Source organism: Halorubrum trapanicum (assembly GCF_002355655.1).
GTDB lineage: Archaea > Halobacteriota > Halobacteria > Halobacteriales > Haloferacaceae > Halorubrum > Halorubrum trapanicum_A.
This window is the reverse complement of sequence record NZ_AP017569.1, coordinates 373,401-397,294: the sequence shown is the minus strand read 5'-3', so window position 1 is coordinate 397,294 and position 23,894 is coordinate 373,401. Positions and strand designations below refer to the sequence as shown.

The window sequence follows — 23,894 nt, the reverse complement described above, 5'->3', positions numbered from 1 at the left end:
AAGGCGCGGGAATCACCGACCGCGACGCGACCGGCGAACGCGCCGTCGCGGGCGACGACGGTCACTCTTCTGTCCGACGCCTACTCGTCGAGCGACCGCTCTCGTGCCTCCGAGCCGTCGCCCTCCGGATCGCTCGTCTCGCTCGCGCCGGCGGCGGTGCCGCCGTCCGTGCTGGCGGGGGCGTCCGACCGCTCCCCGTCGGCGCCGAACGTGAACGCCGACTCGTTCGATTCGACCGATCCGTCGGCGTCAGATTCGCCGAGCGCGGAATCGCCGTCCGCGCCGCCGATCGAATCGCTCTCCGTACCGCTGACTCCGTCGTCCGCGGCCTCGGCGTCGACCTCGAACTCCTCCGTCATCTCCCGCAGATCGCGGGCGCGCTCGTGGAGGTCGTGCGCCTGCTCGGAGACCTCGCCGAGCGTGGCCGCCTGCTCCTCGGCGGCGGACGCGACGGTGGTCGCCTCGGCAGTGGTCTGCTCGCTCACGCCCGCGAGGTCGTCGACCGCGCCGGTCACCTCGTTGACCGACTCCGCCTGCGCGTCCATCGCGCCGGAGATCTCCTGGACGCCGTCGTCGGCCTCGCTCACCCGCTCCGCGACCTCTGCGAGCGCGTCCTCCGCGTCCTCGACGACGTCGACCCCGTCGTCGACCCCGTCGCGGATCGCGGCCATCTCGTCGACGCTCTCGTCGGTGCGCTCGCGGAGGCTCTCGATCAACGCCTCCACCTCGGCGGCGGACTCCTGCGTCTCCTCGGCGAGCGACTTCACCTCCTCGGCGACGACCGCGAAGCCGGAGCCGGCCTCGCCGGCGCGCGCCGCCTCGATGGAGGCGTTCAGCGCGAGCAGGTTCGTCTGGTCGGCGATCTCCGAGATCGTCTCGACGATCGCGTCGACCTCCGCCATCTCGGCCTCGAGCCGCTCGATCGTCTCGGCGGCGGACTCGGAGCGCGCCTCGATCCCGTGGAGCTCCGCGACGGCGTCGGCGGCCGCCTCGCGGCCCTCCTCGGTTAGCGCGTCGGCCTGTCGGGAGGTGGTCGCGACCTCGTCCGCCGAGGCGGCGACCTCCTCGACGGTCGCGGACATGTCCTCCATCTCGCCGGCCACCTCGGCCAGCTGGCGGCTCTGCCGCTCCGCGCCGGCGGAGATCTCGTCGACCGCGTCGCTCGTCTCCCGCCCGGCGGCCGCGGCCTCGTCCGTGCCGTCGGTGACCGCGTCGCTCCGTTCGGCCACCTCGACCGCGAACGCGTCGACCTCGGCGATCGTCGCCTCCAGCTCGTCCATGGCGTCGTTGAACTCCGCGGCGATCGAGCGGAGCGCCTCGGGGTCGTCCGGGTCGGCGCGGAGCCGCGCGGTGAGGTCGCCGTCGGCGCAGGCCGCCATCGTCTCGCCGAAGTCGGTCGCCCGCGACTCCAGCCGCTCGGCGAACGCCTCGCTCTCCGCCTTCGCCGCCTCGGCGCGCTCCCGCTGGGTCTCCGCCGACTGAATCTGCTCGCGCAGCGAGTCGCGCATGGTCGCGAACGCGTCGGAGAGGTCGCCGAACTCGTCGCGTCGCTCCGTGTGGAAGTCGACGTCGAGGTCGCCGTCGGCCAGCGCCGACGCCCGCCCACGGAGTCGGTTCAGCTCGGTGACGGTGCCGCGGCCGAGCGTCGCGCCGAGCAGCCCGAGCCCGACGACCGCGACCCCGACGATGAGGAGGAGGTTCCGGCCGATCATCCCCGAGAGCGCGTACGCCTCCGAGAGCGGGACGTGGACCGCGACGTACCAGGCCTCGGTCGGGACGGGCGCGTAGGCGACGAAGTACCTGTCGCCGTCCGCGAGTCCGAGCCTCGTCGACGAGACGTGCCCGATCGGGTTCTGTCGGTCGAAGAGCTGCGAGCGGACCGCCTCGTCGTACCGCTCGCCGGCGACGCCGTCGCGGTCGCTCGCGCCGATTTCGCCGTCCGTTTCCACGATCGTCGTGAACGCGCCGTCGGTCGGCTGCCGGAAGTCGCCGACGAGCGCGTCGAGCGAAACCTCCATCACCGCGTACTCTCGTTTCGGCGTTCCGGCCACGTAGGCGACCCGGCGCTCCCCGTCGACCTCGTACGTCGGCGTCGTCGTGACCGTGTCGCCGAGCAGGAGCCCGTCGTCGAACCACGGCTGGCTCGTGAGGGTCTCGGCCCGGTCGGCGTCTCCCCCCGCCTCGTCGGACGACGCGATCACCGATCCGTCGTCGGGGTCGACGTAGTGGAACGCCAGCACGCCGTCGCTCGCCCGGGACAGATGCGAGGAGAGGTACGCAGCGACGGCGTCCGGGTTCTCGCTGTAGATATCGTTGTCAGCGACCGCCGCGGCGGTCGCCCGGCGGTCGCCGGTCCAGCCGCCGGCTTCGGTGGCGCTCAGCTCCGCGACGGCCGTGTAGTCCTCCTGTGCGTTCGATTCGAGCTGATCGGTCGTCTCCGCGTACGTGACCGCCCCGACGGCGCCGATCGCGACCACGACGACGACGAGGGCGACGAGGAACTTCGCGAGGTAGCTCCGGGCCAGCACGCCGGGAGTGACCCGACGCAGGGCCCGTTCGAGGAAGGTGTCGGCCATTACTATCACGCGGTCGACAGGGGGTCTTTAATCCACCTCCGTCGATATCGGCGGTGATAATCAGCCGTCTCGGGGCGCGACCGCAGCGTAGCAGTTCCCGCTAGAGACCGCCGCGTGTCGGGTTTCGAGGGCGCTTTCCGCGAGGTCCGCCTCGAACTCCGACGGCGAGTAGATGTGATAGTACCGCGGGACCGTCTCGCCGCCCGGCAGCGTCCAGTCGACGGTCGTGTCGAACCCCTCCTCGCGGTCGAACCGGTCGTGCGCCGTGCTCCACGCGCTGACGAGCGCGACCCCGTCGGGCGCGAGGACGCGCGCCAGTTCGTTCAGGCTCTCGACGCGGGCCTCCCGCGGGGAGAGGTGGTGGATCGTAGCGACGTAGACGGCGAGGTCGACCGCGTCGTCGCGGACCGGGAGCGCGCCCGCGTCCCCGTGGACGAACGCGGCCGAGTCCGCGAATTCCCGGTCGCGAGCGCGCGCGACCGCCTCGTCGAGCAGGCCGCGGCTGAGGTCGATCCCGACCGCGACCTCGGCGCGCGCCGCGAGCGCCTCCGTGTGCCGGCCGTTCCCGCAGCCGACGTCGAGCGCGACGGTGCCCGACCGGCTCTCCAGGAACGACTCGACCTCGGGCCACGCGTGCTCCCGCGTCTTCGAGAAGTGCGTCGCGATGCGGTCGTACGTCGACTGCGGATCGCCGGTCGACTGCGGGTCCATATCGGGGCCTCGGTCGCGACGGGTATATGCCGACCGGACCGTCACACGGCGCCGATCGCGGCGAACGCGACGAGCGTGAGCGCGAGCAGCACCGCGACGTGTTTCACGCCGTCCCGCACCGACCCCTCGCCGAGCTGGCCGGCGACCAGCCCGGAGCAGACCGCCTGGATCGCCGCGGCGTGGAAGAACAGCTGCTCGTAGGCGTCGACGTTGATGTCGCCGATGCCGTCCGCGATCCCGCCCGGGCCGCCGGGGACGCCGGTCCCGGCGGCCGGGAGGCTCCCGCCCGTCCCCGAGACGCCGGCCGCCTCGATGGCGGGGATGAACGAGACGGACAGCGCCGCGATGATCCCGAGGAAGACCAGGAAGGAGATGTAGATCACGATGAGGTACGTGAGCATTACCTGCCGGCGCTCGCGCCGGAGCGACCACGTCGCGCGCGACTCGTCGGCCGCGATCCGGAGGACCGGTCCCACGTCGCCGCTCGCGCGGATCGCGTTGGTGACGAGCGCGACCGCCCGAGAGGTCATCGGCGACCGGACGCGGCGCTCCAGCCGGCGCAGCGCGGTGGAGACGTCCGCGCCCCAGTCGATGTCCCGGCGGGTCCGCCGGAGGTCCTCGGTCAGCGCCTCCAGGTTCGAGTCGGCGACGCGGCGGACGCTGCCGACCACGGCGGTGCCCGCCTCGTTGACGCTGGCGAGCCGGTCGAGGAAGTCGGGCACCGCGGACTCGATCCGCCGGACCCGGCGCTTGCCGAACTCGTAGGCGACCGCGTACGCTGCGAGGACGAACGCGGTCGCGGCGACGATCGGCCCGTCGATCTGCCCGACCATCTCCACCGGCGTCCCCAGCGTGACGGGGAACGCGAAGACGAGCAGCCCGGCGACCGCGACCGGGACCGCGGCGAGGAGCACCGTCCGCGGCGAGGCCAGCACCGTCTCGGCAGGCGACGCGAGCAGGTCTCGCACTCGGCGGAGCCGGTCGTAGACCCGGAGCCGCTCGCGGCTCTCCGCCCAGCGGTCCGCGACGGCCCCGTCCGCGGCACTCGCGTCCGCGTCGCGTCCGGCCGCCGCGCCGCCGTCGAACCGCGGGGAGCCGCCCCGGTCGCCGGGCTCGTCCGTCGCGTGGCGCACCCCGGTGACCGACGGGGTGTCCGGGTCGTCGAACGACGACGACGCGACGGTCTCGGTGCCGCCGACGCCCTGCGTCACGCTGTCGACGTAGACGACGAAGCCGAAGGTGGCGAGCGGCACGCCGAGGTAGACGATGACGCGGAGAAGCGGCATCGTGTCCTGTAAGACGAGGCCGATGACGACGAGGATGGTGATGAAGAAGAGCGGCCCGGCGACCAGCGCGGTCACGTACGCCTCGGCGAACGTCGAGAGCAGCTCTAAGTACTGCTCCTGTTTCGCCTCCGCCTCCGCCTGGTAGCGCTCGTACTGGTCGTTGAGGAACGTCGACACCGACTGCCCGGTGCCGAGGACGGAGGCGAGGTTCTCCGAGAAGTCCGCCAGGTCGTCGCTGGGCGTCCGGCGCGAGACGCGCTGGAGCGCGGTGAGCGCGTCGGTCCCGAAGGCGTTCATGTCGCGGACCGCGACCGACAGCTCCGTCGCGGCCTCGCCGTACACCGACTCGTTCTCCGCGAGCGTGTCCATCACCCGCGGGAACGCCATCCCGGAGCGCGAGAGCGCGTACATGAACGCGACCGTCCGCGGCAGGGTGGCGTCGATCTCCGCCGCGCGAGCGTGGGCGCGCTGGTCGAGCAGCTGCCACCGGGCGACGTACGCGCCGAGCGCGAGCCCGGATCCGACGGTCGCCGAGACGACAGCGAGGAGAACGAAGAGCCGGAGGAGTCCGAGGTCGGCCAGCCGCGCGACGACCGCGAGGAACCCGAACTGAGCCGGGAGCGCCTCGCGGATCGCCGCCTCGCCGACGTCGAGCGCGGCGAGCGACCCCCCGGCCGCGTACACGCCGATCACGCTGCCGGCGACGCCGAGGACGGCGGCGTACAGCAGGGTCCGCGAGGCGTACACGCGGTGCGTGGTGCCGGCGACGTGGGCCGCGCGCATCCGGTCGCGCTGGGCCTGCCGCCGCGCCTCGTCCTCGCCGACGTAGTCGCCGAACGCCGACAGCGCGACGCGGGTGACGAACAGGTCCGCGCGGTCGTCGACGAGCGGCAGCGCGAGCGCGAGGCAGGCCGCGACCGCGGCGGCGAGGGGGAGGTACTCGATCATCGGTCGGAGGGACCCGTCGCCGAGGCGTCCGAGCCGGGGCGAGCCTCCTCCGCCCCGAGGTCGTCGGCGTCGACGCCCTCGGCCGCGGCGGCGCGCTCGTCGAGCTTCTCCATCACGCGGTCGGCGTCCGCGTAGTACTCGTTGACGAGGGCGGTGAACGTGCGGTAGTCGTCGATGCCGAGCGCGGAGAGCAGTTCGAGGAAGCGCTCGCGGCGCCGGACCTCGCGGAGCAGCTCGGAGCGCGACCAGCCGCGCTCGTCCGCGATCTCCTCCAACAGCGACGAGTCGTTCCGGCGGAACGTGTCGGAGTCCGGCACCCATTCGAACGCGGAGGAGTAGTCGAGCTCGCCGGTCCGCTGGTCGATGCCGCCGATCTCGCCGATCGTCTTCGCGCGGCGGACTCGCTCGTCGTCCGAGCGCGTGAGCGTCTGGACCGACAGCATGTCGAGCGACTGGACCATCGCGCGGGGGACGTTGATCGGCTCGTTCTCCAGCCGGTTGATCACCGTCTCGATCGAGTCGGCGTGCATCGTCGAGAAGGTGGTGTGGCCGGTGTTCATCGCCTGGAACAGCGTGATCGCCTCCTCGCCGCGCACCTCGCCGACGACGATGTACTCGGGGCGGTGGCGCAGCGCCGACCGCAGCAGGTCGTACATGTCGATGTCCGTCCCCTCGTACCGGCGCTCGCGGGTGACCGCGGAGAGCCAGTTGTCGTGGTAGAGGGAGAGCTCGCGGGTGTCCTCGATGGTGAGCACCTTCGCGCGCGGCGGGACGAACATCGACACCGCGTTCATCGATGTCGTCTTCCCCGAGGCGGTGCCGCCCGCGAAGATGAGGCTCTTGTTGTGCTCGATGCAGAGCCAGAAGTACGCCATCTGCTCGATCGAGAACGTGCCGTACTCGACGAGGTCGACGGGCGTGAACGGGTCCTCGGCGTACTGGCGGATGGTGAACGCCGAGCCGCGCGGGGTCACCTCCTCGCCGAGGGCCAACTCCGCGCGCGACCCGTCGGGCAGCGTCGTCTCGACGATGGGGTCGCCGACGGAGACGTGCCGGCCGGACTGCTGGGCGAGCCGGATCACGTAGCTGTCGAGCGCCTCTTGGGCGAACGAGACGTTCGTCTCGATGTCCGTGTACTCGTCGTGGTAGACGAAGATCGGGAGGTCGTAGCCGTCACAGGAGACGTCCTCGATGTGGCGGTCGTTCAGGAGGGGGTCCACCTTCCCGTAGCCGCGGAAGTCGCGGTAGAGGTAGTACGCGAGCGCGTGGAACGTGTCCATCTCGGCCTCGACGCCGTACCCCTCCAACAGCGTCTCCAGCTCCGACTTGAGCGTCTCCTCGTCGGTCTTGCCGCTCCCCTCGCGGTATAAGAGTGGGTCGCGGATGTCGTCGACGACGCGGTCGAGGAGCTCGCGTTCGAACGCGTCCAGCTCGGGTTCGACCGCGTAGTACCGGTGTTCGCTCTCGACCTCGTCGTAGGTGATCACGACGTACGCGTACGGGGCGTTCACCCAGTACCGGTCGACCTCGCGCTCGTCGTCGGGAACGACGAACGACGCGAGCGGCCCGTCCTCGCCCGGGCGGAACGGGCGGACGTCGAGCGTCGACCCCTGGAGCAGTTCCCACGCGCGCGAGAGGCGCAGCCGGAGGTCCTCGATCCGGTCGCCGAGGTCGCTCCCGCCGGCGTCACTCGCCATGGATACGAGGGCCTAGAGTCGGGGGGAAGTTAAACTACCCCCGACAATTATCACGACCGACACCGGGACCCACGGCCGCGGCGCCGACGCGGCGCGGACGACCGAGGCGCCGTCGACCCGGACGCCGGGTGCCGTCGACACGGCGCTGTCGGTTCCGCGCCGCCGATCCGCCCGTTACGTTGATACGGCCGGACCGCAAAGAATCCGGTAGGAAATGCGGCGTGACTACTTCGATCTGACCGTCGAGGGCGTCGACGACGGCGCCGGCTCCCGGTCGCCCCCGCTGGTGCGGATCGACTTCCACGGGCCGGAGGAACTGCTCCGCGAGCGGCTCTCCGGGGGCGAGAGCGACGACGTCATCGTCGAAACGGACGGCGACGACCTGCTCACAGCAGACGAGATCGACGTCGCGTTCCGGCTCCGCGAGCCGCTGGACGAGGCGGACGACCCGGAGGGCGTGGTCGGCGTCACCAACCGGTACACCGGCGACTTCGTCCTCGAACTCAACGAGACGGCGACGGACGTCCTCCCGTTCATCCACGCCGCGCGCGACGCGACCGACGACGGCGACGCTCGGTACCGCGTCGAGATCGACGTGGACGGCGAGCGCCTCGTCGCCTACGACAAGGACACCTTCCTCGTGTACGACCACGAGGGGAACCTGCTCCGCAGCGAGAGCCTGATCCCCTCGGGCGTCGAGCTGTAGGCGCGCCGGCTTTTTCGACGCTCAGAGGCTCACGCTGTCCGGCACGAACCGCACCGAGTCCCCCGGCCGGAGGTCGAACGCGCCGTCGCCGCGGCCGTCGTTGACGTCGCACTCGGCGTAGCCGTGGCTCCCGACCGTGACGAGGCGCTCGCCGGGCTCGACCGCGCCGAACGTCTCCGCGACCGGAGTGAGGTCGCCGTTGACCCGGATCCAGTCGCGGCCGCGGATCAGCTCGCCGGGGACGTTCGTGATCACGTTGCCGAACCGGTCGATCGCGAGTACCTCGCCGTCGACGGCGGTCACGTCGCCGTCGCCTCCGCCGCCATCGCCCTCCTCGCCGTCGCTACCGTCGTCGCCGTCGCGCTCGATCGACGGCTCCGGGAAGCGGACGTCGACCGGGTCGGCCGCGGGCGTGAGGCCCTCCATCGCGTCCAGCGTCTCGGCGACCGCGTCGGCGTCGGGCGCATCGTCCGGCGCGCCGGCCGCCGCCAGTTCGTCGTCGAGCGCGACACGGACCCGGGCCGCGGTCGGGGCGAACACGTCGCGCCCGTGGAACGTCTCGCTCGCGGGGTCGTCGACCGCGACGGTCCACGCTTCGACGTCGCCCTCGGCGCCCGCCAGCGCCCGGGCGGGCGGCATCGCGAGGCCGTTGTCCGGGGCCACGATGACGTTCGCGCCGGCGCGGACGACCAGGGCGGACCGGTCGGTGCCGACGCCGGGGTCGATCACGGCGCAGTGGACCGCCGGCGGGAACTCGGGGAGGACGAACCGGAGCCAGAAGGCCGCCGCGCGCGGGTCCCCGCGCGGGAGGTCGTGCGCGACGTCGATCATCTCGGCGTCCGTGTGTCGGCGGATCACGCCCTTCATCGCGGCGGGGTACGGCGAGCCGAAGTCCGAGGCGAGCGTTATCATGTCAGAACCCGCGGTCGGCGCAGATTTAAAAGGAACGGGCGGCCGCGCCGCTCACTCGACAATCGACAACTGCGGTGGCGTCGCCGGCGGCTCTGCCGCCGGCTGTAAGAGGCGCGTCGCGCCTCCCAGCGTGCCGACGAGCGCCCGCAGGGCGCGAGTCGCACGCGCGAGGGAGTCGCGAGCGAAGCGAGCGACGAGGCTGGGGAGGTGTGAGGTGCGGTTGCGGTGCGGGGCGGGACTCAAAGGGGCAGCCGCGGGGGCGCCGTAGGCGACGCAAGCACTGGAAGGAGCGAGCAACGCGAGCGACTGAAGCGCGCACCGAGCCGCGCGAGTCCTCGCGGCTGGGGCTTTGGAGGTGTTCGCCGCCGGTCCACGGTCAGTTATTTATAAGCGAGTAGCTGGGGATTTGGAGGTGTTTGCCACCGATCTACGGTCAGTTATTTATATACAAGCAACTGGGTCTTTGGAGGTGTTCGCCACCGATCCGTAATCGACTATTTATAAGTGAGTGACTGAAGTTTCGAAAATAGACACTACCGATCCGCTGACACTCTTTTATAAGCGACCGGAGCCGTCGAAAACGCTCTCCGTCAGTCCGTGACAGGCGATTCGCGGCAAACGAACGCTCACACGGTCGTATTCCCCGCCCTATTGATCCGAGGGCTCGTCGCCGTTCGAGTCGGTCTCGGCGATCCGGCGGATGCGCTCGACGCCGTCGACCTCGCGGATCACGTCGACGACGGCGTCGGGCACGAGGGCCTCCCAGTCGCGGCCGCGGATCATCCGCTCGCGGAGCTCGGTTCCCTCCAGCACGTCGCGGCGGAACATCGGCGACTGGCGCACCTCGACGCCCGCCTCCTCGAACAGGCGGACCACGAGCGGGTTGTTCGAGTACGCGACATCGAACCGCGGGGTCATGCTCTGGACGTGACTCACCCAGACGGAGTTGCGGTCGAGATCCTCGATGGGGACGACGTAGGTGGTGGCGTCCAGCTCCTCGACGGCCTTCGTCACCATCATCACGCGCTCGCCGGCCGTGAAGGGGTTCCGCGTGGTGTGGGAGTCGCCGGCGGAGCCGATCCCCAAGACGAGCTCGTCGACCTCCGCCGCGATCTCTTCCACCATGTGCCGGTGGCCGTCGTGAAACGGCTGATACCGGCCGATGTAGAACCCCCGCATGAGTGTACGTACCGTCGGCGTCATTTATAAACCCCGTGGGAACGCTCGGACGCCGAGATCGGCGGATATACGGCTTCAAAACGGCGTTTGCTGCCCCCATGCCGGCGCCTCCGGGGGGAGAAAGTATATCAGTAGCCGACCCGTCCTTTTCGATAGCGACACCCGATTCTATGAGCAACGAGAAGGACACGAACGACCCGACGGCCGACGACCCCGACGAACCGCCCCACGGCGGCGTCGACGACTCGAGTCCGGCGGGGAACGGCGAGGACGCCGCGCGCGGCGATCCCGAGCCCGACGACGGTCCGGCGAACGACCCCGGCGTCGACGACGCCGCGGACTCCGACGACGGGTCGGCGGCGGACCCCGAGGACGGGGAGTCGGCCGCGGACCCCGACGACGGGGACGACCCCTGGGACGACGGGGTCGTCGTCGACGACGGGGACGGGTTCGACGAGACCGAGGTCGTCGGAGAGGACTCCGACGGGGCCCGGAACGGTAACAACCCCGATCCGGCCGACGACGGCGGGATCGACGAACTCGGTAGCACCGTCGAGGTCGAGGGCGCCGAGATCGAGGAGGACCCGGACGAGGACGACCTCCTCGGCGGGCTCAAGATCGACACGACCGCCGAGCTGGAGATCCCCGACCGGCTCGTCGACCAGGTCATCGGGCAGGAGCACGCCCGCGACGTGATCATCAAGGCGGCCAAGCAGCGCCGCCACGTGATGATGATCGGCTCGCCCGGGACCGGGAAGTCGATGCTCGCGAAGGCGATGTCCGAGCTCCTCCCCAAAGAGGAGCTCCAGGACGTCTTGGTGTACCACAACCCCGACGACGGCAACAAGCCGAAGGTCCGCACGGTGCCGGCCGGCAAGGGCGACCAGATCGTCGAGGCGCACCGCGAGGAGGCGCGCAAGCGCAACCAGATGCGGTCGCTCCTCATGTGGATCATCATCGCCGTCGTGCTGGGCTACGCGCTCATCATCGTCGGCCAGATCCTCGTCGGCATCATCGCCGCCGGGGTCGTCTACCTCGTCTTCCGCTACCTCAACCGCGGGTCGGACGCGATGATCCCGAACCTGCTGGTGAACAACGGCGACACGAAGACGGCGCCGTTCCGCGACGCGACCGGCGCGCACGCCGGCGCGCTGCTCGGCGACGTCCGGCACGACCCGTTCCAGTCCGGCGGAATGGAGACGCCCAGCCACGACCGCGTCGAGGCGGGCGCCATCCACAAGGCGAACAAGGGCGTGCTGTTCATCGACGAGATCAACACGCTCGACATCCGCAGCCAGCAGCACCTCATGACGGCGATTCAGGAGGGCGAGTTCTCGATCACGGGCCAGTCCGAGCGCTCCTCGGGCGCGATGGTCCAGACCGAGCCCGTCCCGACCGACTTCGTCATGATCGCGGCCGGGAACCTCGACGCGATGGAGAACATGCACCCGGCGCTGCGGAGCCGTATCAAGGGGTACGGCTACGAGGTGTACATGGAGGACACGATCGAGGACACCCCGGAGATGCGCCGGAAGTACGTCCGGTTCATCGCCCAGGAGGTCGCGAAGGACGGCCGCCTGCCGGAGTTCACGGCCGAGGCCGTCGAGGAGGTCATCCTCGAGGCCAAGCGCCGCTCCGGCCGGAAGGGCCACCTCACGCTCCTGTTCCGGAACCTCGGCGGACTCGTCCGCGTCGCGGGCGACATCGCCCGCGGCGAGGACGCCGACTACACCACCCGCGACCACGTCCTTCAGGCGAAGGGCCGCTCGCGGTCCATCGAACAGCAGCTCGCCGACGACTACATCGAGCGCCGGAAGGACTACGAGCTCCAGGTCTCCGACGGCTACGTCACCGGCCGCGTCAACGGCCTCGCCGTGATGGGCGAGGACTCCGGGATCATGCTCCCGGTGATGGCCGAGGTGACGCCCACCCAGAGCGGCGGCCAGGTGATCGCCACCGGCCAGCTGAAGGAGATGGCCGAGGAGTCGGTCCAGAACGTCTCGGCGATCATCAAGAAGTTCTCCGACGAGAACATCTCCGAGAAGGACATCCACATCCAGTTCATCCAGACGGGCCAGCAGGGCGTCGACGGGGATAGCGCGTCCATCACGGTCGCGACCGCCGTCATAAGCGCGCTGGAGAACGTCGGCGTCGACCAGAGCCTCGCGATGACCGGCTCGCTGTCGGTCCGCGGCGACGTGCTCCCCGTCGGCGGTGTCACCCACAAGATCGAGGCGGCCGCGAAGGCCGGCTGCGACCGGGTGATCATCCCCGCGGCCAACGAGCAGGACGTGATGATCGAAGACGAGTACGAGGAGATGATCGAGGTCATCCCGGTCTCGCACATCAGCGAGGTCCTCGACATCGCCCTCGAAGGCGAGGCCGAGAAGGACTCGCTCGTCTCCCGGCTGAAGTCGATCACCGGGTCGGCGCTGAAGGACGGCAACGTCTCCGGCCCGTCGAACCCGAGCCCGCAGTAAGCGGTTCCGCGGCTTCTCTTTCCGCCTCCTTATCCTGTCCCGCTCAGTTCCTCGTTAGCGAGCCGTCGCCCCGCCCCCTTTTTATCCCGGGGACGTTTACGGCGGACGATGAGCGGGAAACCGACGGTCGGGGAGTACATGACCCGCGAGGTGGAGACGGTCAGCCCGGACGAGACGGTGGCGACCGTCGCGCGCCGCATGGCCGACAGCGACGGCCACAACGGGTTCCCCGTCACGCAGGGCCGCACCGTGGAGGGGTTCGTCTCGGCCGGGGACCTGCTGCTCGCGGACGACGACGCCCCCGTGTTCACGGTGATGACGGAGGACCTGATCGTCGCCCACCCGGATATGAAGGTGACCGACGCCGCGCGGGTAATCCTCCGCTCCGGCATCCAGCGGCTCCCGGTCGTCGACGACGCCGACAACCTCGTCGGGATCATCTCGAACACCGACGTGGTCCGCTCGCAGATCGAGCGCGCGACGCCCGGTAAGGTCGGGAAGCTAATGCGGACCCTCTCGCAGATCCACGGCGTCGAACTCGACGAGGAGCGCCGCGAGGTCGCCATCGCGGACCTGACGCCGACGCAGGCCCGCGTGTACGCCGACGAGCTGGAGGGGCGACAGTACGAGCTCGAACACGGCCTCGCTGAGCCGCTCGTCGTCATCGACAACGGCGGCACCCTCTACCTGGCCGACGGCCACCACCGGGCGATGGCCGCCCGCGAGGCCGGCATCGAGGCGATGGACGCGTACATGATCGTCCCGCAGACCCCGGTCGACCTGGGGATGGCGAAGACCGCGGAGAAGGAGGGGCTCCGCGTCGTCGGCGACATCGAGGTCGTCGACTACGCGCGACATCCCCTCGTGGAGACGACGAAGCGCCTTCAGTAAGCGGGAGCGACGGCGACCGCATCACACCGACCACCCGCCTCGATCGGGCTATCCGCGCCGACCACACCAATTCGTGGTTTTCGCAGACACATTTTTATGAGCAGACAAGAAACGGGGAGTATGGGATCCCGAATCCGAAACTCGTTGAGCAGGGCGAAGTACGCGGCCGTCGGCGCCGCGGTGGGCGCCGCGGTCGGCGGGCTGTGGAGCCGAAACGCGGCCAGCACGGGCGGCGCGCTCGGCGGGTTGGCGGGCGCGACCCTCGCCGAACTGAAGTCGGGCGCGGGCGGGGTGTTCGCCGATAAATCGGACGACGCCGACGGCGACGACAGTGGCGCCGAGTCCGACGCGGCGGCGTGAGCGACGCGCCGTGGCGCGACCCGTAAGTCGAGCGGCCGCGGGTCGCATCGGGAACGTCTATACCGCCGGGGCGAGTAGCCGCCGGCAATGAGCGACACCGACGCCGAACCGGACGCGAGCGGGGCGTCCGACGGCGGTGGCGGCTGGTTCGAGGCGCTGCCACCGGACGCGACCGACGATATCGATACCGAGACGGAAAGCGACGACGCCGCGATCGCGGCGGCCGCGACGCGGGTGCGCGACGGGAGCGCCGCGTCGCCCGCCGACTGGCCCGCGCGCGCCGTCGAGTCCGGCTTCGCGGACGACGCCGACGAGTACTACGACCGGCTCAAGGCCGCGACGACGCGCGCGACCCGCGAGGCGGTCCGGGAGCGCGAGCGCGCCGACGACGCGCAGCTGATCCACGCGGTTCGGGCCATGGACGACGCCGAGCGCGTCGCCAACGAGCTCGCCGAGCGCGCCGTCGAGTGGGCGGGAAGCCTCTTCGACGAGGTCGGCTCCGGAGTCGAGGGCGCCCGAGAAATCGCGGCGCGCGAGCCCGAGAGCGAGGTCGAGCGACGGGCGGTCTCACTCGCCGAGCGCGCCGCCGGCCTCGACGACGAGCGGGCGGCGCTCGCCGAGACGATCGGTCGGATCGCGCCCGCGGTCGCCCCGAACCTCACCGAGATGGCCGGGCCGGAGCTCGCCGCGCGGCTGATCGCGCTCGCGGGCGGGCTGGAGCCGCTCGCGAAGAAGCCCTCCGGCACGGTTCAGGTGCTCGGCGCCGAGGACGCGCTGTTCGCGCACCTCTCGGGGCGCGCGCCATCGCCGAAACACGGGATCATCTACACCCACGAGTTCGTCCGCGGCACGCGACCCGAGGACCGCGGTTCCGCGGCGCGCGCGCTCGCCGGGAAGCTGACGCTCGCCGCCCGCGCCGATCATTACGCCGGTGAGCGGCGCGAGCGGCTCCACGACGACCTCCGCGAGCGGATGGCAACGATCCGAAAGCGTACCGAGGACGATGCGGCGAACGACGGGGGTAACGGCGATGAGTGACGCCGCACTCCCCGACGGCGTCGAGCGCCGGGAGTTCGGCGGCGAGGAACGGCTGGCGACCCGCGGCGAGCCCGTGTACGGCGAGCCGACCGCGGACGGCTGGCGCGCGTGGGACCCCGAGCGGTCGAAGCTCGGCGGGATGCTCGAACTCGGGCTGGAGACCGGCCTGTCGGGCGGCGAGACGGTCCTCTACCTCGGCGCCGCGAGCGGGACGACGGTCAGTCACGTCGCCGACTTCGCGGGCCCCACCTACGCTGTCGAGTTCGCGCCCCGCCCGGCACGGGACCTGCTCGACGCCGCGGCGTCCCGCGACCGGCTGTTTCCGCTGCTCAAGGACGCGCGGAGGCCGGAGACGTACGCCCACGTCGTCGAGAGCGACGTCGACGCGCTCGTTCAGGACGTTGCCACGCGCGGGCAAGCAGACGTCGCCGTGCGCAACGCGGAGTTTTTGGCCAAGGACGGGCGGCTCCTGCTAGCGATCAAAGCGCGCAGCGAGGACGTGACCGCGGACCCGAAGACGGTGTTCGAGGGCGCGCTCGACCGGCTCCGAGACGCGTACGAGATTCTGGAGACGCGGCGGCTCGACCGGTTCCACGAGGACCACCTCGGCGTCGTCGCGACGCCGCGGTAGGGCCGGGATACGTGGGAGGGTGTCTCGACAGCTCTCGCCTTATACCGCCTCGGCTCGATCGTTGACCGCCTCGAATAGCTGTGGGACGAACGCTTCCGCGAGCGGCGACAACTCGTATATCCGTCTCTTTCCGTCTCGGTACTTTCCGACGAGACCCGCATCTTCTAGCGTGTTGAGGTGGTGGTACAGGTCGTTTTGACGGCGATCGAGGGCGTCTGCGAGCTCACCGCTCCCGATCTGTCCTTCCTGAGACAGTAAGTACAGGAGCGTGAATCTGGTCGGCTCGCCCATCGCTTTGAGCCGCTCCGCCTCGCGATCGAGATCGAGCGCATCGTTGAGTAGCTCCGTTTCGACTCGATCGTACCCCGCTGGGCGGTCGTCCACCGTTTCCCTCCGTTCCTCGATCTCGGCTTCCCGTTCGCTCATACGCGTACGTTGGACGCCAAGACGGATATACTTAATGACTGTTAAGAACTTGCTGACAGTATTGATATACGAAGCGGTAACGACACCCGGAATGATGGCGGACCTCGAGACCGACGGTGAAACACCGATTCGGGACATCATCGTCGACTCCGTCTCATGGGCGGACTCCTCCGATGTACTCGTCTTCTTGATGGGACCGTATCGGCTGCTGGACCCGTCGTATCTCTATCCCGGCGACGACTATCCGCTCCCGCAAGATCCGCTCGCTCCCGAGGGTGACGTTGCTGCTTCCGATGAGATCCAAGCCACGCTCAGATCGATCTGTCGAGAGGTCTCGAAGAAGACGCAAGCCGCGGTCTTCATCGCCAGCGACGTCGATATTCCGACGAAAGGAGAGACCACGACCGAAGGGTTCGCAGAACCCGGACTAGCGGTAATCGATCAATCGGTCGCGTTCGCGAAGGCGAGCGACGGGAACGCGTTCGTCTTCACCAAAGCGGGCCTCACGACTGGGACCGGCGCCGAAGCTGGCGCGGTTCCGGAGTACTTCAGACTTCGAGAACCCGGCTCACGGCGACGCGATCCGAGGTCATTCTGTATCTTTTCCGAAGCGGAACGAAGCAGCGGGAACCAGAAGACGTACGAACCGAAGTTCAGCAGCGCGTCGATCGATGAGATGGACGACGCCTACAGCCTGCGCTTCCGATATTTCGCCGACCGAAACGAACTGGAGGCCAAGCTCATCGATTTTATCGAATCATACGTTGTCCCGATATGATACGAAGACCCGGAGACGGCACGTAGTGTGCGATCCCGAGACCGCTCAGCGACCCTCTTCTGCCGGATCGAAGATGTCCTCGATCCGGCAGTCGAAGTGGGCGGCCAACTCGAAGGCGAGCTCCAGCGAGGGGTCGTACCGCTCGCGTTCGATCGCGTTGATCGTCTGGCGGGTGACTCCGACCGCGGCCGCGAGGTCGGCCTGACTCTCGTCGGTCTCGGCGCGCCGGTCGCTGATGTCGTTTCTCATGTCCGGTACTTGTGGTAGAGAACGGACGCGCCGAACACGGCGAAGACCGCGAAGAGCGTCCACGTCGCGCCGTAGAACTCGCCCGGGAGCGTGATCAGTCCGCTCTCCTGTAACGCGAGCCCGCCGGGCGTTCCGAGGATGAAGACGTACGCGAAGACGTTCATCGTGTTCTGGCTCGCCTTGCGCTCGATGGTCGTGTCGCGCTCGTCGTACAGCTCGACGGGGCTGAACCGCTGGACGAGCCCCATCCCGAGGCCGCCGGCCCAGTACAGGGCGACGCCGAGGACGAATCGATCGAGCGCGATGCCGACCCACAGCGCGAGGATACCGGCGCCGAGCAGGCCGTACGCGATGCGTTTGTACCGCTTTCGGGCGGAGGGCCGAGTCGTCGCGGAGGTGGTGTGTTCGCTCATGGTGGAGGTAAAGCGAGCGTGGATTAGATGTAAAGCTCGCTTTACAGTAAAGGATACTTTACGTCGAATAATAAATCTGTCGCTGTCGAGGACGCTACGGACAGGCCGCTTGAGGGCCCGACAAACGCCGGATCTTCCAGATTTCACCACGACGGCGGCGAAAATCCCGCGTCTTCGAGGATCGGCTTCCATCGCTTCTGGACGGAGAGCCGCGAGACGTCCATCGCGTCGGCGACGGCGGACTGCGAGCGCTCCTCGCCGCGGATCAGGCCGGCGGCGTAGAGGCTGGCCGCGGCCGCGACGCGCTTCCCCCGGTCGTCGTCGGGCGCGCGGGAGAGGAAGAGGTCCACCGCGGTCGAGCGCGTCTCCTCGTCGAGGTCGAGCGAGACGCACGCCTCCTCGACCAGCTCGATCCACGCCTCGTTGTCGACTCGGTCGCTCGCCCGGTACACGCGGGGTGATTGGCCGGCAAGGGATATAAACGACCGCGTCCGCGGCCCGGCTCCGACCGCGTTCGGAGCGTACGATCCCACCGCCTCCGCCGCGCTCAAGTCGCCCGCCCACGTAGCGCGCGTATGTCGACACAGCAGTGGGACGAGACGCGGGTCCGGGCGCTTCACGACGACCTCGTCGAGCTGTACGAGCCGGTCGACCGCGTCGCCGAGCACGGCGCGGACCCGACGGCCGAGCCGGGCGAGGGCGTCCGCCAGCTCGTGACGACGATCCTCTCGCAGAACGTCGCCGACGAGAACACGCGGCGCGCCTCGGAGGCGCTGTTCGACCGCTACGACGACTTCGCCGCGATCGAGGCCGCCGACCACGAGGAGCTGAAGGAGACGATCCGCGTCGCCGGGCTCGCCGAGCAAAAGGCGGCCCGAATCCAGCGCGCCCTGACCGCGATCCGCGAGGAGACCGGCGGCGCGTACTCGCTGGCGTTCCTCGACGCGATGCCGACCGACGAGGCGAAAGGCTGGCTCACCGAGATCAAGGGCGTGGGCCCGAAGACCGCCAGCGTCGTGTTGAACTTCCACTTCGGAAAGCCGACGATGGCGGTCGACACGCACGTCGAGCGCGTCTCGAAGCGGTTCGGCCTGGTGCCGGAGTCGGCGTCGAACGAGCGCGCGCACGAGGTGTTAGACGGACGGGTGCCCGACGAGCTGATCTACCCGCTTCACGTCCTCCTGATCCGACACGGCCGCGAACGCTGCTCGGCCCGCGGCGCCGACTGCGACAACCCCGTTTGCGACGCGTACTGCGACTGCGAGTTCTGCCGGTGAGCGCGGCCTCTATGGTCGTTCGGCCGATAGGATCGATCACTCATGTTCGCCCTTCTCGGAGCGGTTCTGAACGCCGTCCAGACGGTCGACCATCTCGCCGTCGAGTTCGTCGGGGCGATCCGCACGTCGCTTCTGACCGTGATGATGACGTCGATGACCGGGCTCGGCTCCGTCACGGCCGGGGTCGTGTTCGTCGGGCTGTTCTACCTCGCCGGCTGGCGCGAGGAGTTCGTCAAAAGCGTCGTCGCGCTGTCGCTGCTCGGCGTCGTCGTCTGGGGGCTGATGTCGCTCGTCGACCGCCCGTTCCCACCGAATCCGATCTGTATCACCGAGGGGGACACCGGCGTGACGAGTTCGTTCCCCTCGGGACACGCGGCCGCAGTGACGGCGTACGCGGCGATCGCGCGCAACTCCGACGAGCTCCCGTTCGCGGTCGCCGCGGGCTTCGCCGGACTGATCTCCTTCTCGCGGATCTACCTCGGGACGCACTACCTCTCCGACACCCTCTTCGGGATGGGGCTCGGGGTCGCCGCGGTGCTGTTCGCGGAGTGGCTCCTCGATCGAGTCGGTGAGGAGGCGGTGCTCGATCTGCTGCCGTTCGACACCGACATCTGAGCGGACAATCGGGGCGCGGCGGGTCGGTAGCGACAACTATTTTTGAACCACTCGGGTACGGGTACTCGCGCGCGGGTTGCCGAGCCAGGCCAAAGGCGTAGCGCTTAGGACGCTATCCCGTAGGGGTCCGCCGGTTCAAATCCGGTCCCGCGCACTGAGCGAAGGAGCGTAGCGACTGAGCGAGGGAGCAGGAGCGGATTTGAGCCCAGCGAGAAAGGCGCAGCGAACGGAGTGAGCGAGCATTTCTCGCCTCGGTTCGAATCCGGTCCCGCGCATGTGTCTCCGAGCAGTTCGCGAGGAGACTCATCGTTGCGAGGATTCGAACCCTCCCAGACGCGCGCAGCGAAGCGAGCACGTCTGGGTTCGGTTCGAATCCGGTCCCGCGCACGCCTCTCCTCGGGAATCGCTCGGCGACGCCACACCGCGAGGTGTCGAATCCTGCGGCGACAACAGATATAACCTCAGCGGCGGCGTACTGCGGCCAGATGCCACGCCCGCCGAACGTCTTTCTCCTGTCCGCCGACGCGCTCAGGGCGGACCACGCGACCGAACTCGTCGACGCGGTCGCGGAACGGACGGGCGGGACCCGGTTCGCGAACGCGGTCGCCCCGGCCTCGCACACGGCCAGTTCGATCCCGGCCCTCGCGACCGGGCGGTTCATCGACGAGGAAGGGGCGGTCGACGACCCGCTGCTCCCGTCGTCGTTTTCGGCCGACGGCTACCGCACGCAACTGCTGACCGACAACCCCCTCGCCGCCGACGCGCTGACCGAGCGGTCCGTCGGGGAGGCCGGCGGGCTGAGCAACCTGTTGGACGACCTCCTTCCGCGCGGGGTGACGCGTCCCGTCGAGCAGGCGTACTTCCGGCGCCTCTGGCCGACTTTTCGGCGCCTCGGGCTCGCCGACCCCTACTATCGGCCGGCGGCGCGGCTCCACGAGCGCGCGCTGGAGGCGCTGTCGGGGGAGCCCGACCCGGTGTTCTGCTGGCTTCACTACATGGACACCCACAGTCCCTACTACGTCCCGAGCGACGGCGAGGCGGCCGGGACGCTCGACTCGGACCGGGCGGCCGCGATGAGCCGGAGCCTCACGATAGGGGACGCCGCGGACGTGGACCGGGACGAGGCCGAGACGGTCGCGCGGCTGTACCGGCGGGCCTGCGAACACCTCGGCGGGTCGGTCGTCGAGTTCGTGAGCGAACTCCGGGAGCGCGGGCTGTACAGGCCCGACCGGGACGTGCTCGCGGTGACGGCCGACCACGGGGAGTGCCTCGACCCCGGGCGGGGAGTGTTCGGCCACCTGCCGCCGGCCTCGTGGGAGTCGCTCGTCCGCGTCCCGCTCGTCGTCGCGCGGCCCGACTGGCCGGAGTCGACCGTGGACGAGCAGGTCTCGCTCGTCGACCTGCCCGGTATGCTCCGACCCGAACCGGGAGCGGCCGCGCCGCCGACGGCGTTCGGCCGGGAGTACGTGGAGACGGTCGCGGGGACGCTCACGGCCGAGGGAGTCGTCCGCGGGGTCCGCCGGGCGGACGGGGAGAAGCTGTTCGGGCGGCGGACGGCGGACGGCACCGACGTGGTCCACGCCCGCTACGAGGTGGGCGACCCGGCCGCGGAGACGGTCGTCGGGGACCCGTACGGCGACGGCGCGGCGGCGACGGGCGTCCCCGAGGGGCTGCTCGAACGGGCCGCCGAGGCGGGCGGTCTCGTCGGCGACGAGCAGTACCTCTCCGGTCTCGACGAGTCGCACCTGCGGGCACTCGGATACGTCGAGTAGCTGCGCGCCCTCGAATACGTCGAGTAGGGGGAGTCACGCGCCGATCTCCGGCGGGCCGTCGCGCAACAGGAGCGCGCCGGCGAACAGCCATATCGCGACCTCGACGTAGAACGACGGCGTCCAGAGGTACTGGAGCGCGAATGACCCGGGACCGGCCCCGATGGAGTTCCAGCTCCGAACGACCGGCCAGAGGAGGAACACCGTGTTCTCCGGTCGGCCGTTGATACTGATGTGGGCGGCGTCCGCGACGAGGTGCGTCGCCCAGCCGACGCCGACCGCCGCGACGGCTCCGGTGGCCGACGCGGCGCCGTACCGACGGGCCGCCAGCCACCCGGCGCCGAGGACGCTCGCGAACAGCGCGGAGTGGGCGACGGAGTGATAGGTGGGGACGTGTCCGAGCATCGCCAGCGGCTTGTCGACGAGGTCCGGGAGCGCCGCGCCCGCGACGACCCACGGCACCGGGAAGCGGTTCCGCGCGACGAGCGCGCCGATGAGGAGGTGGGTCGCGAACAGCACGGCTGTGCTACGCCCTGTTGGCGTTTTTGCGTTACGCTCCGATCGGCGCGCGTCTCACCGGCGCGGAGCGGTGGATGGGATGGGTGGGATGTGGTGGGATGGGGCGGCACTGAGCCGGCGTCGTTACTCCGCGTCCGCCGCCGACACCCGCACCACCTGCTTGCCGATGTTGTCGCCGGAGAACAGGCCGAGGAAGGCGTCGGGGGCGTTCTCCAGCCCCTCCACGACCGTCTCGCGGTGTTTCAGGTCGCCGCTCGCGACCCACTCACCCAGCCGCTCGCTCGCCTCGCCGAAGCGGGTCGCGAAGTCGCCGACGAGCAGCCCCTCGACCTTGGCCCGCACCGGGATCAGCCCCGGGAGCTTGCGCGGTCCGGTCGGGACCTCCTCGTCGTTGTAGTGAGCGATCTGGCCGCAGACCGCGACGCGCGCGTCGAGGTTCAGCTTCGTGAACACGGCGTCCGTGATGGGACCGCCGACGTTGTCGAAGTACACGTCGACGCCGTCGGGCGCGGCCTCGTCGAGCGCGGCGCGGTAGTCGTCGGTCGACTTGTAGTTGATCGCGGCGTCGAAGCCGAGCTCCTCGGTGAGCCAGTCGGTCTTCTCGTCGCTGCCGGCGAAGCCCACCACGCGGCAGCCGTTGCGCTTCGCGATCTGACCGACGACGGAGCCGACCGCACCCGCCGCCCCGGAGACGACGACCGTGTCGCCGGGCTTGGGCTCGCCGACTTCGAGGAGCCCGAAGTAGGCGGTTCGGCCGGGCATTCCGAGGACGCCGAGGTACGCCTCGGGGGCAGCGACGCTCGGGTCGACCGGCGCGACGTCGTCGGCGTCGAGGGTCGCGTAGTCGGCCCACGTCCCCTCGCCCGTCACGAGGTCGCCCGCGTCGTACGCGTCGCTCTCCGCCTCGACCACTTCGCCGACGACGCCGCCCCTGAGCGCGTCGCCGACGTCCCACGGCTCGGCGTACGACTCCCCCTCTCGCATCCGGCCGCGCATGTACGGGTCCACGGAGAGGAACCGCGTCCGGACGAGGAGTTCGCCCGGCGCGGGGTCGGGGATGTCCGTCTCGCGCAGTTCGAAGCTGTCCCGATCGGGCTCGCCGGTCGGCCGCTCGGCGAGAAGCCACTCGCGGTTGGTGTTCGTCACGGCCGACGTTAGGGTATGAAACGCAATAGGGTTTGGACCCCAGCAGGGCGCGGGGGCGACTCGGGCGGGCGACGAGGTCAGTCGCCGCCCAGCGGGATCCGCAACCGGCCGCCGTCGCGCTCGCCGTCGACGCCCTCGACGTCGGTCCCGAACGCCGCGGAGCGCTGGGCGACCGTCTCCCGAACCCACTCGGCGACGTCGCCGTCGGCCAGCGTCGCGGTCTCGTCGACGATCTCGGTCGGGCGGACGTCGAGCGCGGCGGGGTCGCCGTCGCGGACGACGAGTTCGAACAGCGCGCTGCGCTTGTTGCGGACGCCCTCGCGGTCGACGTAGTCGACGTAGTCGTCAACGAAGTCGCCCGCGTCGTAGAGTATCGGCCTCCCCTCGTACACCTCGACGCCCTGGAGAACGTGGGCGCTGTGGCCGTGGACGACGTCGACGCCCCGCTCGACGAGCCAGCGGCCGAACCGCTCGTGGACCGCGCGGGGCTCGGTCTCCCAGTTGGCGCCCCAGTGGAGCGAGGCGACGACGAGGTCCGGACCGAGGTCGGCGACGCGGTCGAGGACGTCGCCGACGAGGGCGCGCGTCTCGCGGACGGCGGGGTCGAGGCGCGCGAACGCGGTGCCCGGGCGGTCGTCGGTCGCCGCGAACGCCGTCGACTGGTCGGTGAGTCCGAACGCGGCGACGGTGAGGTCGCCGGCCTCGAACGTCGCGGGTTCGAGCGCCGCGTCGGCGTTCGTGCCGGCGCCGGCGCGGGCGATCCCGGCGTCCGCGAGGTGCGTTCGGGTGTCGCGGAGGGCGGGCTCCCGGTAGTCGAGGACGTGGTTGTTGGCGAGCGAGACGAAAGAGGCGCCCGCCGCCTCCAGCGCGGGTATCGCGAACGACGGCGGCGACCGGAAGTAGTAGGCCTTGTCCGGCCAGCGCTCGCCGCGGTCGGAGACGCAACACTCCAGGTTGCCGACGAGCGCGTCGAGATCGCGGAGCCGCGGGAGCGTCGTCCCCCAGACGCCCGCCGGGTCGTCGCTCTCGGCCCAGCGGTCGGCGACGCTGCGTCCGAGCATCAGGTCGCCGACGAAGCCGATCCGTGCGTCGCCGAGGGGTCCGTCGTCGGCGTCGCCGTCGTCAGCGGCAGGGTCGCCCGCGTCGAGGCCGGACGGAACGGCGGCGCAGCCGGCGGTCCCGCCGAGACCCGCGACGCCCGCGGCGAGCAGCGACCGGCGAGAGACCATCGTCACGTGGCCTCGGCGAGCGGCGACTTTAACCCTCCGAACGGGCGGACGGCGGAGT

The 23,894-nt window shown here is 70.2% G+C and carries 23 protein-coding genes and 1 tRNA gene; 11 read left to right on the top strand and 13 right to left on the bottom strand.

Annotated elements, in window-relative coordinates; translation table 11 throughout:
* Nucleotides 1-80 precede the first annotated feature (80 nt).
* From CPZ01_RS01900 to CPZ01_RS01885, 4 genes are read right to left on the bottom strand one after another with little or no spacing between them, the layout of a single operon-like run.
* Nucleotides 81-2,576 carry a methyl-accepting chemotaxis protein gene (locus CPZ01_RS01900; protein ID WP_096393167.1) on the bottom strand — a complete coding sequence of 832 codons (2,496 nt, stop codon included), beginning with the start codon at nucleotides 2,574-2,576 and terminating at the stop codon, nucleotides 81-83.
* Nucleotides 2,577-2,636: 60 nt separating this feature from the next.
* Nucleotides 2,637-3,287, bottom strand: a complete 651-nt coding sequence (locus CPZ01_RS01895; protein WP_096393166.1) for a class I SAM-dependent methyltransferase — start codon at nucleotides 3,285-3,287, stop codon at nucleotides 2,637-2,639.
* 41 nt (nucleotides 3,288-3,328) lie between these two features.
* Entirely contained in the window at nucleotides 3,329-5,521 is a 2,193-nt protein-coding gene (locus tag CPZ01_RS01890; protein WP_096393165.1) for a type II secretion system F family protein, read from the bottom strand.
* Nucleotides 5,518-7,218 carry a type II/IV secretion system ATPase subunit gene (locus tag CPZ01_RS01885; RefSeq protein WP_096393164.1) on the bottom strand — a complete coding sequence of 567 codons (1,701 nt, stop codon included), beginning with the start codon at nucleotides 7,216-7,218 and terminating at the stop codon, nucleotides 5,518-5,520. The genes CPZ01_RS01890 and CPZ01_RS01885 overlap by 4 nt, the downstream gene beginning before the upstream one ends.
* 214 nt (nucleotides 7,219-7,432) lie before the next feature.
* Here CPZ01_RS01885 and CPZ01_RS01880 point away from each other — a divergent pair, with 214 nt between their 5' ends.
* On the top strand, nucleotides 7,433-7,924 hold the full coding sequence (locus CPZ01_RS01880; protein ID WP_096393163.1) for a DUF5793 family protein: 492 nt from the start codon (nucleotides 7,433-7,435) through the stop codon (nucleotides 7,922-7,924).
* Between the two features lie 21 nt (nucleotides 7,925-7,945).
* On the opposite strand, the gene CPZ01_RS01875 is transcribed toward CPZ01_RS01880, so the two are convergent.
* Both CPZ01_RS01875 and CPZ01_RS01870 read right to left on the bottom strand, forming a co-directional pair.
* Nucleotides 7,946-8,836 (bottom strand): SAM hydrolase/SAM-dependent halogenase family protein, encoded by an 891-nt coding sequence (locus tag CPZ01_RS01875; protein WP_096393162.1) that lies wholly within the window; start codon nucleotides 8,834-8,836, stop codon nucleotides 7,946-7,948.
* 648 nt (nucleotides 8,837-9,484) lie between these two features.
* Nucleotides 9,485-10,015: a nicotinamide-nucleotide adenylyltransferase gene (locus CPZ01_RS01870; RefSeq protein ID WP_096393161.1), complete on the bottom strand. Its 531-nt coding sequence runs from the start codon at nucleotides 10,013-10,015 to the stop codon at nucleotides 9,485-9,487.
* 170 nt (nucleotides 10,016-10,185) lie between these two features.
* Between CPZ01_RS01870 and lonB the strand changes: the two genes are divergently transcribed.
* From lonB to CPZ01_RS01845, 5 genes are all read left to right on the top strand, one after another.
* Nucleotides 10,186-12,495, top strand: coding sequence for an ATP-dependent protease LonB (lonB, locus tag CPZ01_RS01865; protein WP_096393160.1), 2,310 nt, complete (start codon nucleotides 10,186-10,188; stop codon nucleotides 12,493-12,495).
* Nucleotides 12,496-12,603: 108 nt separating this feature from the next.
* The gene (locus CPZ01_RS01860; RefSeq protein ID WP_096393159.1) at nucleotides 12,604-13,386 is read left to right on the top strand and encodes a CBS domain-containing protein; all 783 of its coding nucleotides are present in this window, start codon (nucleotides 12,604-12,606) and stop codon (nucleotides 13,384-13,386) included.
* Between the two features lie 120 nt (nucleotides 13,387-13,506).
* A complete protein-coding gene (locus tag CPZ01_RS01855; RefSeq protein WP_096393158.1) occupies nucleotides 13,507-13,746 on the top strand; it encodes a glycine zipper domain-containing protein in 240 nt (79 codons plus the stop codon).
* 87 nt (nucleotides 13,747-13,833) lie between these two features.
* On the top strand, nucleotides 13,834-14,784 hold the full coding sequence (locus CPZ01_RS01850; RefSeq protein WP_096393157.1) for an NOP5/NOP56 family protein: 951 nt from the start codon (nucleotides 13,834-13,836) through the stop codon (nucleotides 14,782-14,784).
* Nucleotides 14,777-15,415, top strand: a complete 639-nt coding sequence (locus CPZ01_RS01845) for a fibrillarin-like rRNA/tRNA 2'-O-methyltransferase (protein WP_096393156.1) — start codon at nucleotides 14,777-14,779, stop codon at nucleotides 15,413-15,415. The genes CPZ01_RS01850 and CPZ01_RS01845 overlap by 8 nt, the downstream gene beginning before the upstream one ends.
* A 39-nt stretch (nucleotides 15,416-15,454) precedes the next feature.
* Here the strand turns inward: CPZ01_RS01845 and CPZ01_RS01840 are convergent, their stop codons facing one another.
* A complete protein-coding gene (locus CPZ01_RS01840; protein ID WP_096393155.1) occupies nucleotides 15,455-15,841 on the bottom strand; it encodes an ArsR/SmtB family transcription factor in 387 nt (128 codons plus the stop codon).
* A 34-nt stretch (nucleotides 15,842-15,875) separates the two neighbouring features.
* On the opposite strand from CPZ01_RS01840, the gene CPZ01_RS01835 reads away from it, so the two are divergent.
* A complete protein-coding gene (locus CPZ01_RS01835; RefSeq protein ID WP_231899199.1) occupies nucleotides 15,876-16,619 on the top strand; it encodes a DUF7509 family protein in 744 nt (247 codons plus the stop codon).
* A 45-nt stretch (nucleotides 16,620-16,664) separates the two neighbouring features.
* Here CPZ01_RS01835 and CPZ01_RS01830 read toward each other — a convergent pair whose 3' ends face one another.
* The 3 genes from CPZ01_RS01830 to CPZ01_RS01820 form a co-directional block, all read right to left on the bottom strand.
* Complete coding sequence (locus CPZ01_RS01830; RefSeq protein WP_096393154.1) at nucleotides 16,665-16,868, bottom strand: helix-turn-helix transcriptional regulator; 204 nt, start codon at nucleotides 16,866-16,868, stop codon at nucleotides 16,665-16,667.
* Complete coding sequence (locus CPZ01_RS01825; protein ID WP_096393153.1) at nucleotides 16,865-17,281, bottom strand: DUF2178 domain-containing protein; 417 nt, start codon at nucleotides 17,279-17,281, stop codon at nucleotides 16,865-16,867. Before CPZ01_RS01825 ends, CPZ01_RS01830 begins: the two co-directional genes overlap by 4 nt.
* 143 nt (nucleotides 17,282-17,424) lie before the next feature.
* On the bottom strand, nucleotides 17,425-17,733 hold the full coding sequence (locus CPZ01_RS01820; RefSeq protein WP_004598280.1) for a hypothetical protein: 309 nt from the start codon (nucleotides 17,731-17,733) through the stop codon (nucleotides 17,425-17,427).
* A 123-nt stretch (nucleotides 17,734-17,856) separates the two neighbouring features.
* Between CPZ01_RS01820 and CPZ01_RS01815 the strand changes: the two genes are divergently transcribed.
* From CPZ01_RS01815 to CPZ01_RS01800, 4 genes are all read left to right on the top strand, one after another.
* Nucleotides 17,857-18,558 (top strand): endonuclease III domain-containing protein, encoded by a 702-nt coding sequence (locus CPZ01_RS01815; RefSeq protein WP_096393152.1) that lies wholly within the window; start codon nucleotides 17,857-17,859, stop codon nucleotides 18,556-18,558.
* Nucleotides 18,559-18,600: 42 nt separating this feature from the next.
* Complete coding sequence (locus CPZ01_RS01810; protein WP_096393151.1) at nucleotides 18,601-19,173, top strand: phosphatase PAP2 family protein; 573 nt, start codon at nucleotides 18,601-18,603, stop codon at nucleotides 19,171-19,173.
* 69 nt (nucleotides 19,174-19,242) lie between these two features.
* Nucleotides 19,243-19,327 (top strand) — tRNA-Leu (locus tag CPZ01_RS01805).
* Between the two features lie 331 nt (nucleotides 19,328-19,658).
* Entirely contained in the window at nucleotides 19,659-20,945 is a 1,287-nt protein-coding gene (locus CPZ01_RS01800; protein ID WP_096393150.1) for a sulfatase-like hydrolase/transferase, read from the top strand.
* Between the two features lie 33 nt (nucleotides 20,946-20,978).
* On the opposite strand, the gene CPZ01_RS01795 is transcribed toward CPZ01_RS01800, so the two are convergent.
* The 3 genes from CPZ01_RS01795 to CPZ01_RS01785 form a co-directional block, all read right to left on the bottom strand.
* Nucleotides 20,979-21,461 carry a hydrolase gene (locus CPZ01_RS01795; protein WP_096393149.1) on the bottom strand — a complete coding sequence of 161 codons (483 nt, stop codon included), beginning with the start codon at nucleotides 21,459-21,461 and terminating at the stop codon, nucleotides 20,979-20,981.
* Between the two features lie 123 nt (nucleotides 21,462-21,584).
* The gene (locus CPZ01_RS01790) at nucleotides 21,585-22,607 is read right to left on the bottom strand and encodes an NADP-dependent oxidoreductase (protein WP_096393148.1); all 1,023 of its coding nucleotides are present in this window, start codon (nucleotides 22,605-22,607) and stop codon (nucleotides 21,585-21,587) included.
* A 77-nt stretch (nucleotides 22,608-22,684) separates the two neighbouring features.
* The gene (locus CPZ01_RS01785) at nucleotides 22,685-23,836 is read right to left on the bottom strand and encodes a CapA family protein (protein ID WP_096393147.1); all 1,152 of its coding nucleotides are present in this window, start codon (nucleotides 23,834-23,836) and stop codon (nucleotides 22,685-22,687) included.
* Nucleotides 23,837-23,894 lie beyond the last annotated feature (58 nt).

Excerpts from the sequence above, each read along its gene's own strand:
- lonB (WP_096393160.1), top strand. The coding sequence starts at position 10,186 with ATGAGCAACGAGAAGGACACGAACGACCCGACGGCCGACGACCCCGAC.
- CPZ01_RS01855 (WP_096393158.1), top strand. The coding sequence starts at position 13,507 with ATGGGATCCCGAATCCGAAACTCGTTGAGCAGGGCGAAGTACGCGGCC.
- CPZ01_RS01870 (WP_096393161.1), bottom strand. The coding sequence starts at position 10,015 with ATGCGGGGGTTCTACATCGGCCGGTATCAGCCGTTTCACGACGGCCAC.
- CPZ01_RS01835 (WP_231899199.1), top strand. The coding sequence starts at position 15,876 with ATGACTGTTAAGAACTTGCTGACAGTATTGATATACGAAGCGGTAACG.
- CPZ01_RS01845 (WP_096393156.1), top strand. The coding sequence starts at position 14,777 with ATGAGTGACGCCGCACTCCCCGACGGCGTCGAGCGCCGGGAGTTCGGC.
- CPZ01_RS01810 (WP_096393151.1), top strand. The coding sequence starts at position 18,601 with ATGTTCGCCCTTCTCGGAGCGGTTCTGAACGCCGTCCAGACGGTCGAC.
- CPZ01_RS01800 (WP_096393150.1), top strand. The coding sequence starts at position 19,659 with ATGCCACGCCCGCCGAACGTCTTTCTCCTGTCCGCCGACGCGCTCAGG.
- CPZ01_RS01860 (WP_096393159.1), top strand. The coding sequence starts at position 12,604 with ATGAGCGGGAAACCGACGGTCGGGGAGTACATGACCCGCGAGGTGGAG.
- CPZ01_RS01840 (WP_096393155.1), bottom strand. The coding sequence starts at position 15,841 with ATGAGCGAACGGGAAGCCGAGATCGAGGAACGGAGGGAAACGGTGGAC.
- CPZ01_RS01785 (WP_096393147.1), bottom strand. The coding sequence starts at position 23,836 with ATGGTCTCTCGCCGGTCGCTGCTCGCCGCGGGCGTCGCGGGTCTCGGC.
- CPZ01_RS01875 (WP_096393162.1), bottom strand. The coding sequence starts at position 8,836 with ATGATAACGCTCGCCTCGGACTTCGGCTCGCCGTACCCCGCCGCGATG.
- CPZ01_RS01880 (WP_096393163.1), top strand. The coding sequence starts at position 7,433 with ATGCGGCGTGACTACTTCGATCTGACCGTCGAGGGCGTCGACGACGGC.
- CPZ01_RS01850 (WP_096393157.1), top strand. The coding sequence starts at position 13,834 with ATGAGCGACACCGACGCCGAACCGGACGCGAGCGGGGCGTCCGACGGC.
- CPZ01_RS01830 (WP_096393154.1), bottom strand. The coding sequence starts at position 16,868 with ATGAGAAACGACATCAGCGACCGGCGCGCCGAGACCGACGAGAGTCAG.
- CPZ01_RS01815 (WP_096393152.1), top strand. The coding sequence starts at position 17,857 with ATGTCGACACAGCAGTGGGACGAGACGCGGGTCCGGGCGCTTCACGAC.
- CPZ01_RS01825 (WP_096393153.1), bottom strand. The coding sequence starts at position 17,281 with ATGAGCGAACACACCACCTCCGCGACGACTCGGCCCTCCGCCCGAAAG.
- CPZ01_RS01895 (WP_096393166.1), bottom strand. The coding sequence starts at position 3,287 with ATGGACCCGCAGTCGACCGGCGATCCGCAGTCGACGTACGACCGCATC.
- CPZ01_RS01885 (WP_096393164.1), bottom strand. The coding sequence starts at position 7,218 with ATGGCGAGTGACGCCGGCGGGAGCGACCTCGGCGACCGGATCGAGGAC.
- CPZ01_RS01890 (WP_096393165.1), bottom strand. The coding sequence starts at position 5,521 with ATGATCGAGTACCTCCCCCTCGCCGCCGCGGTCGCGGCCTGCCTCGCG.
- CPZ01_RS01900 (WP_096393167.1), bottom strand. The coding sequence starts at position 2,576 with ATGGCCGACACCTTCCTCGAACGGGCCCTGCGTCGGGTCACTCCCGGC.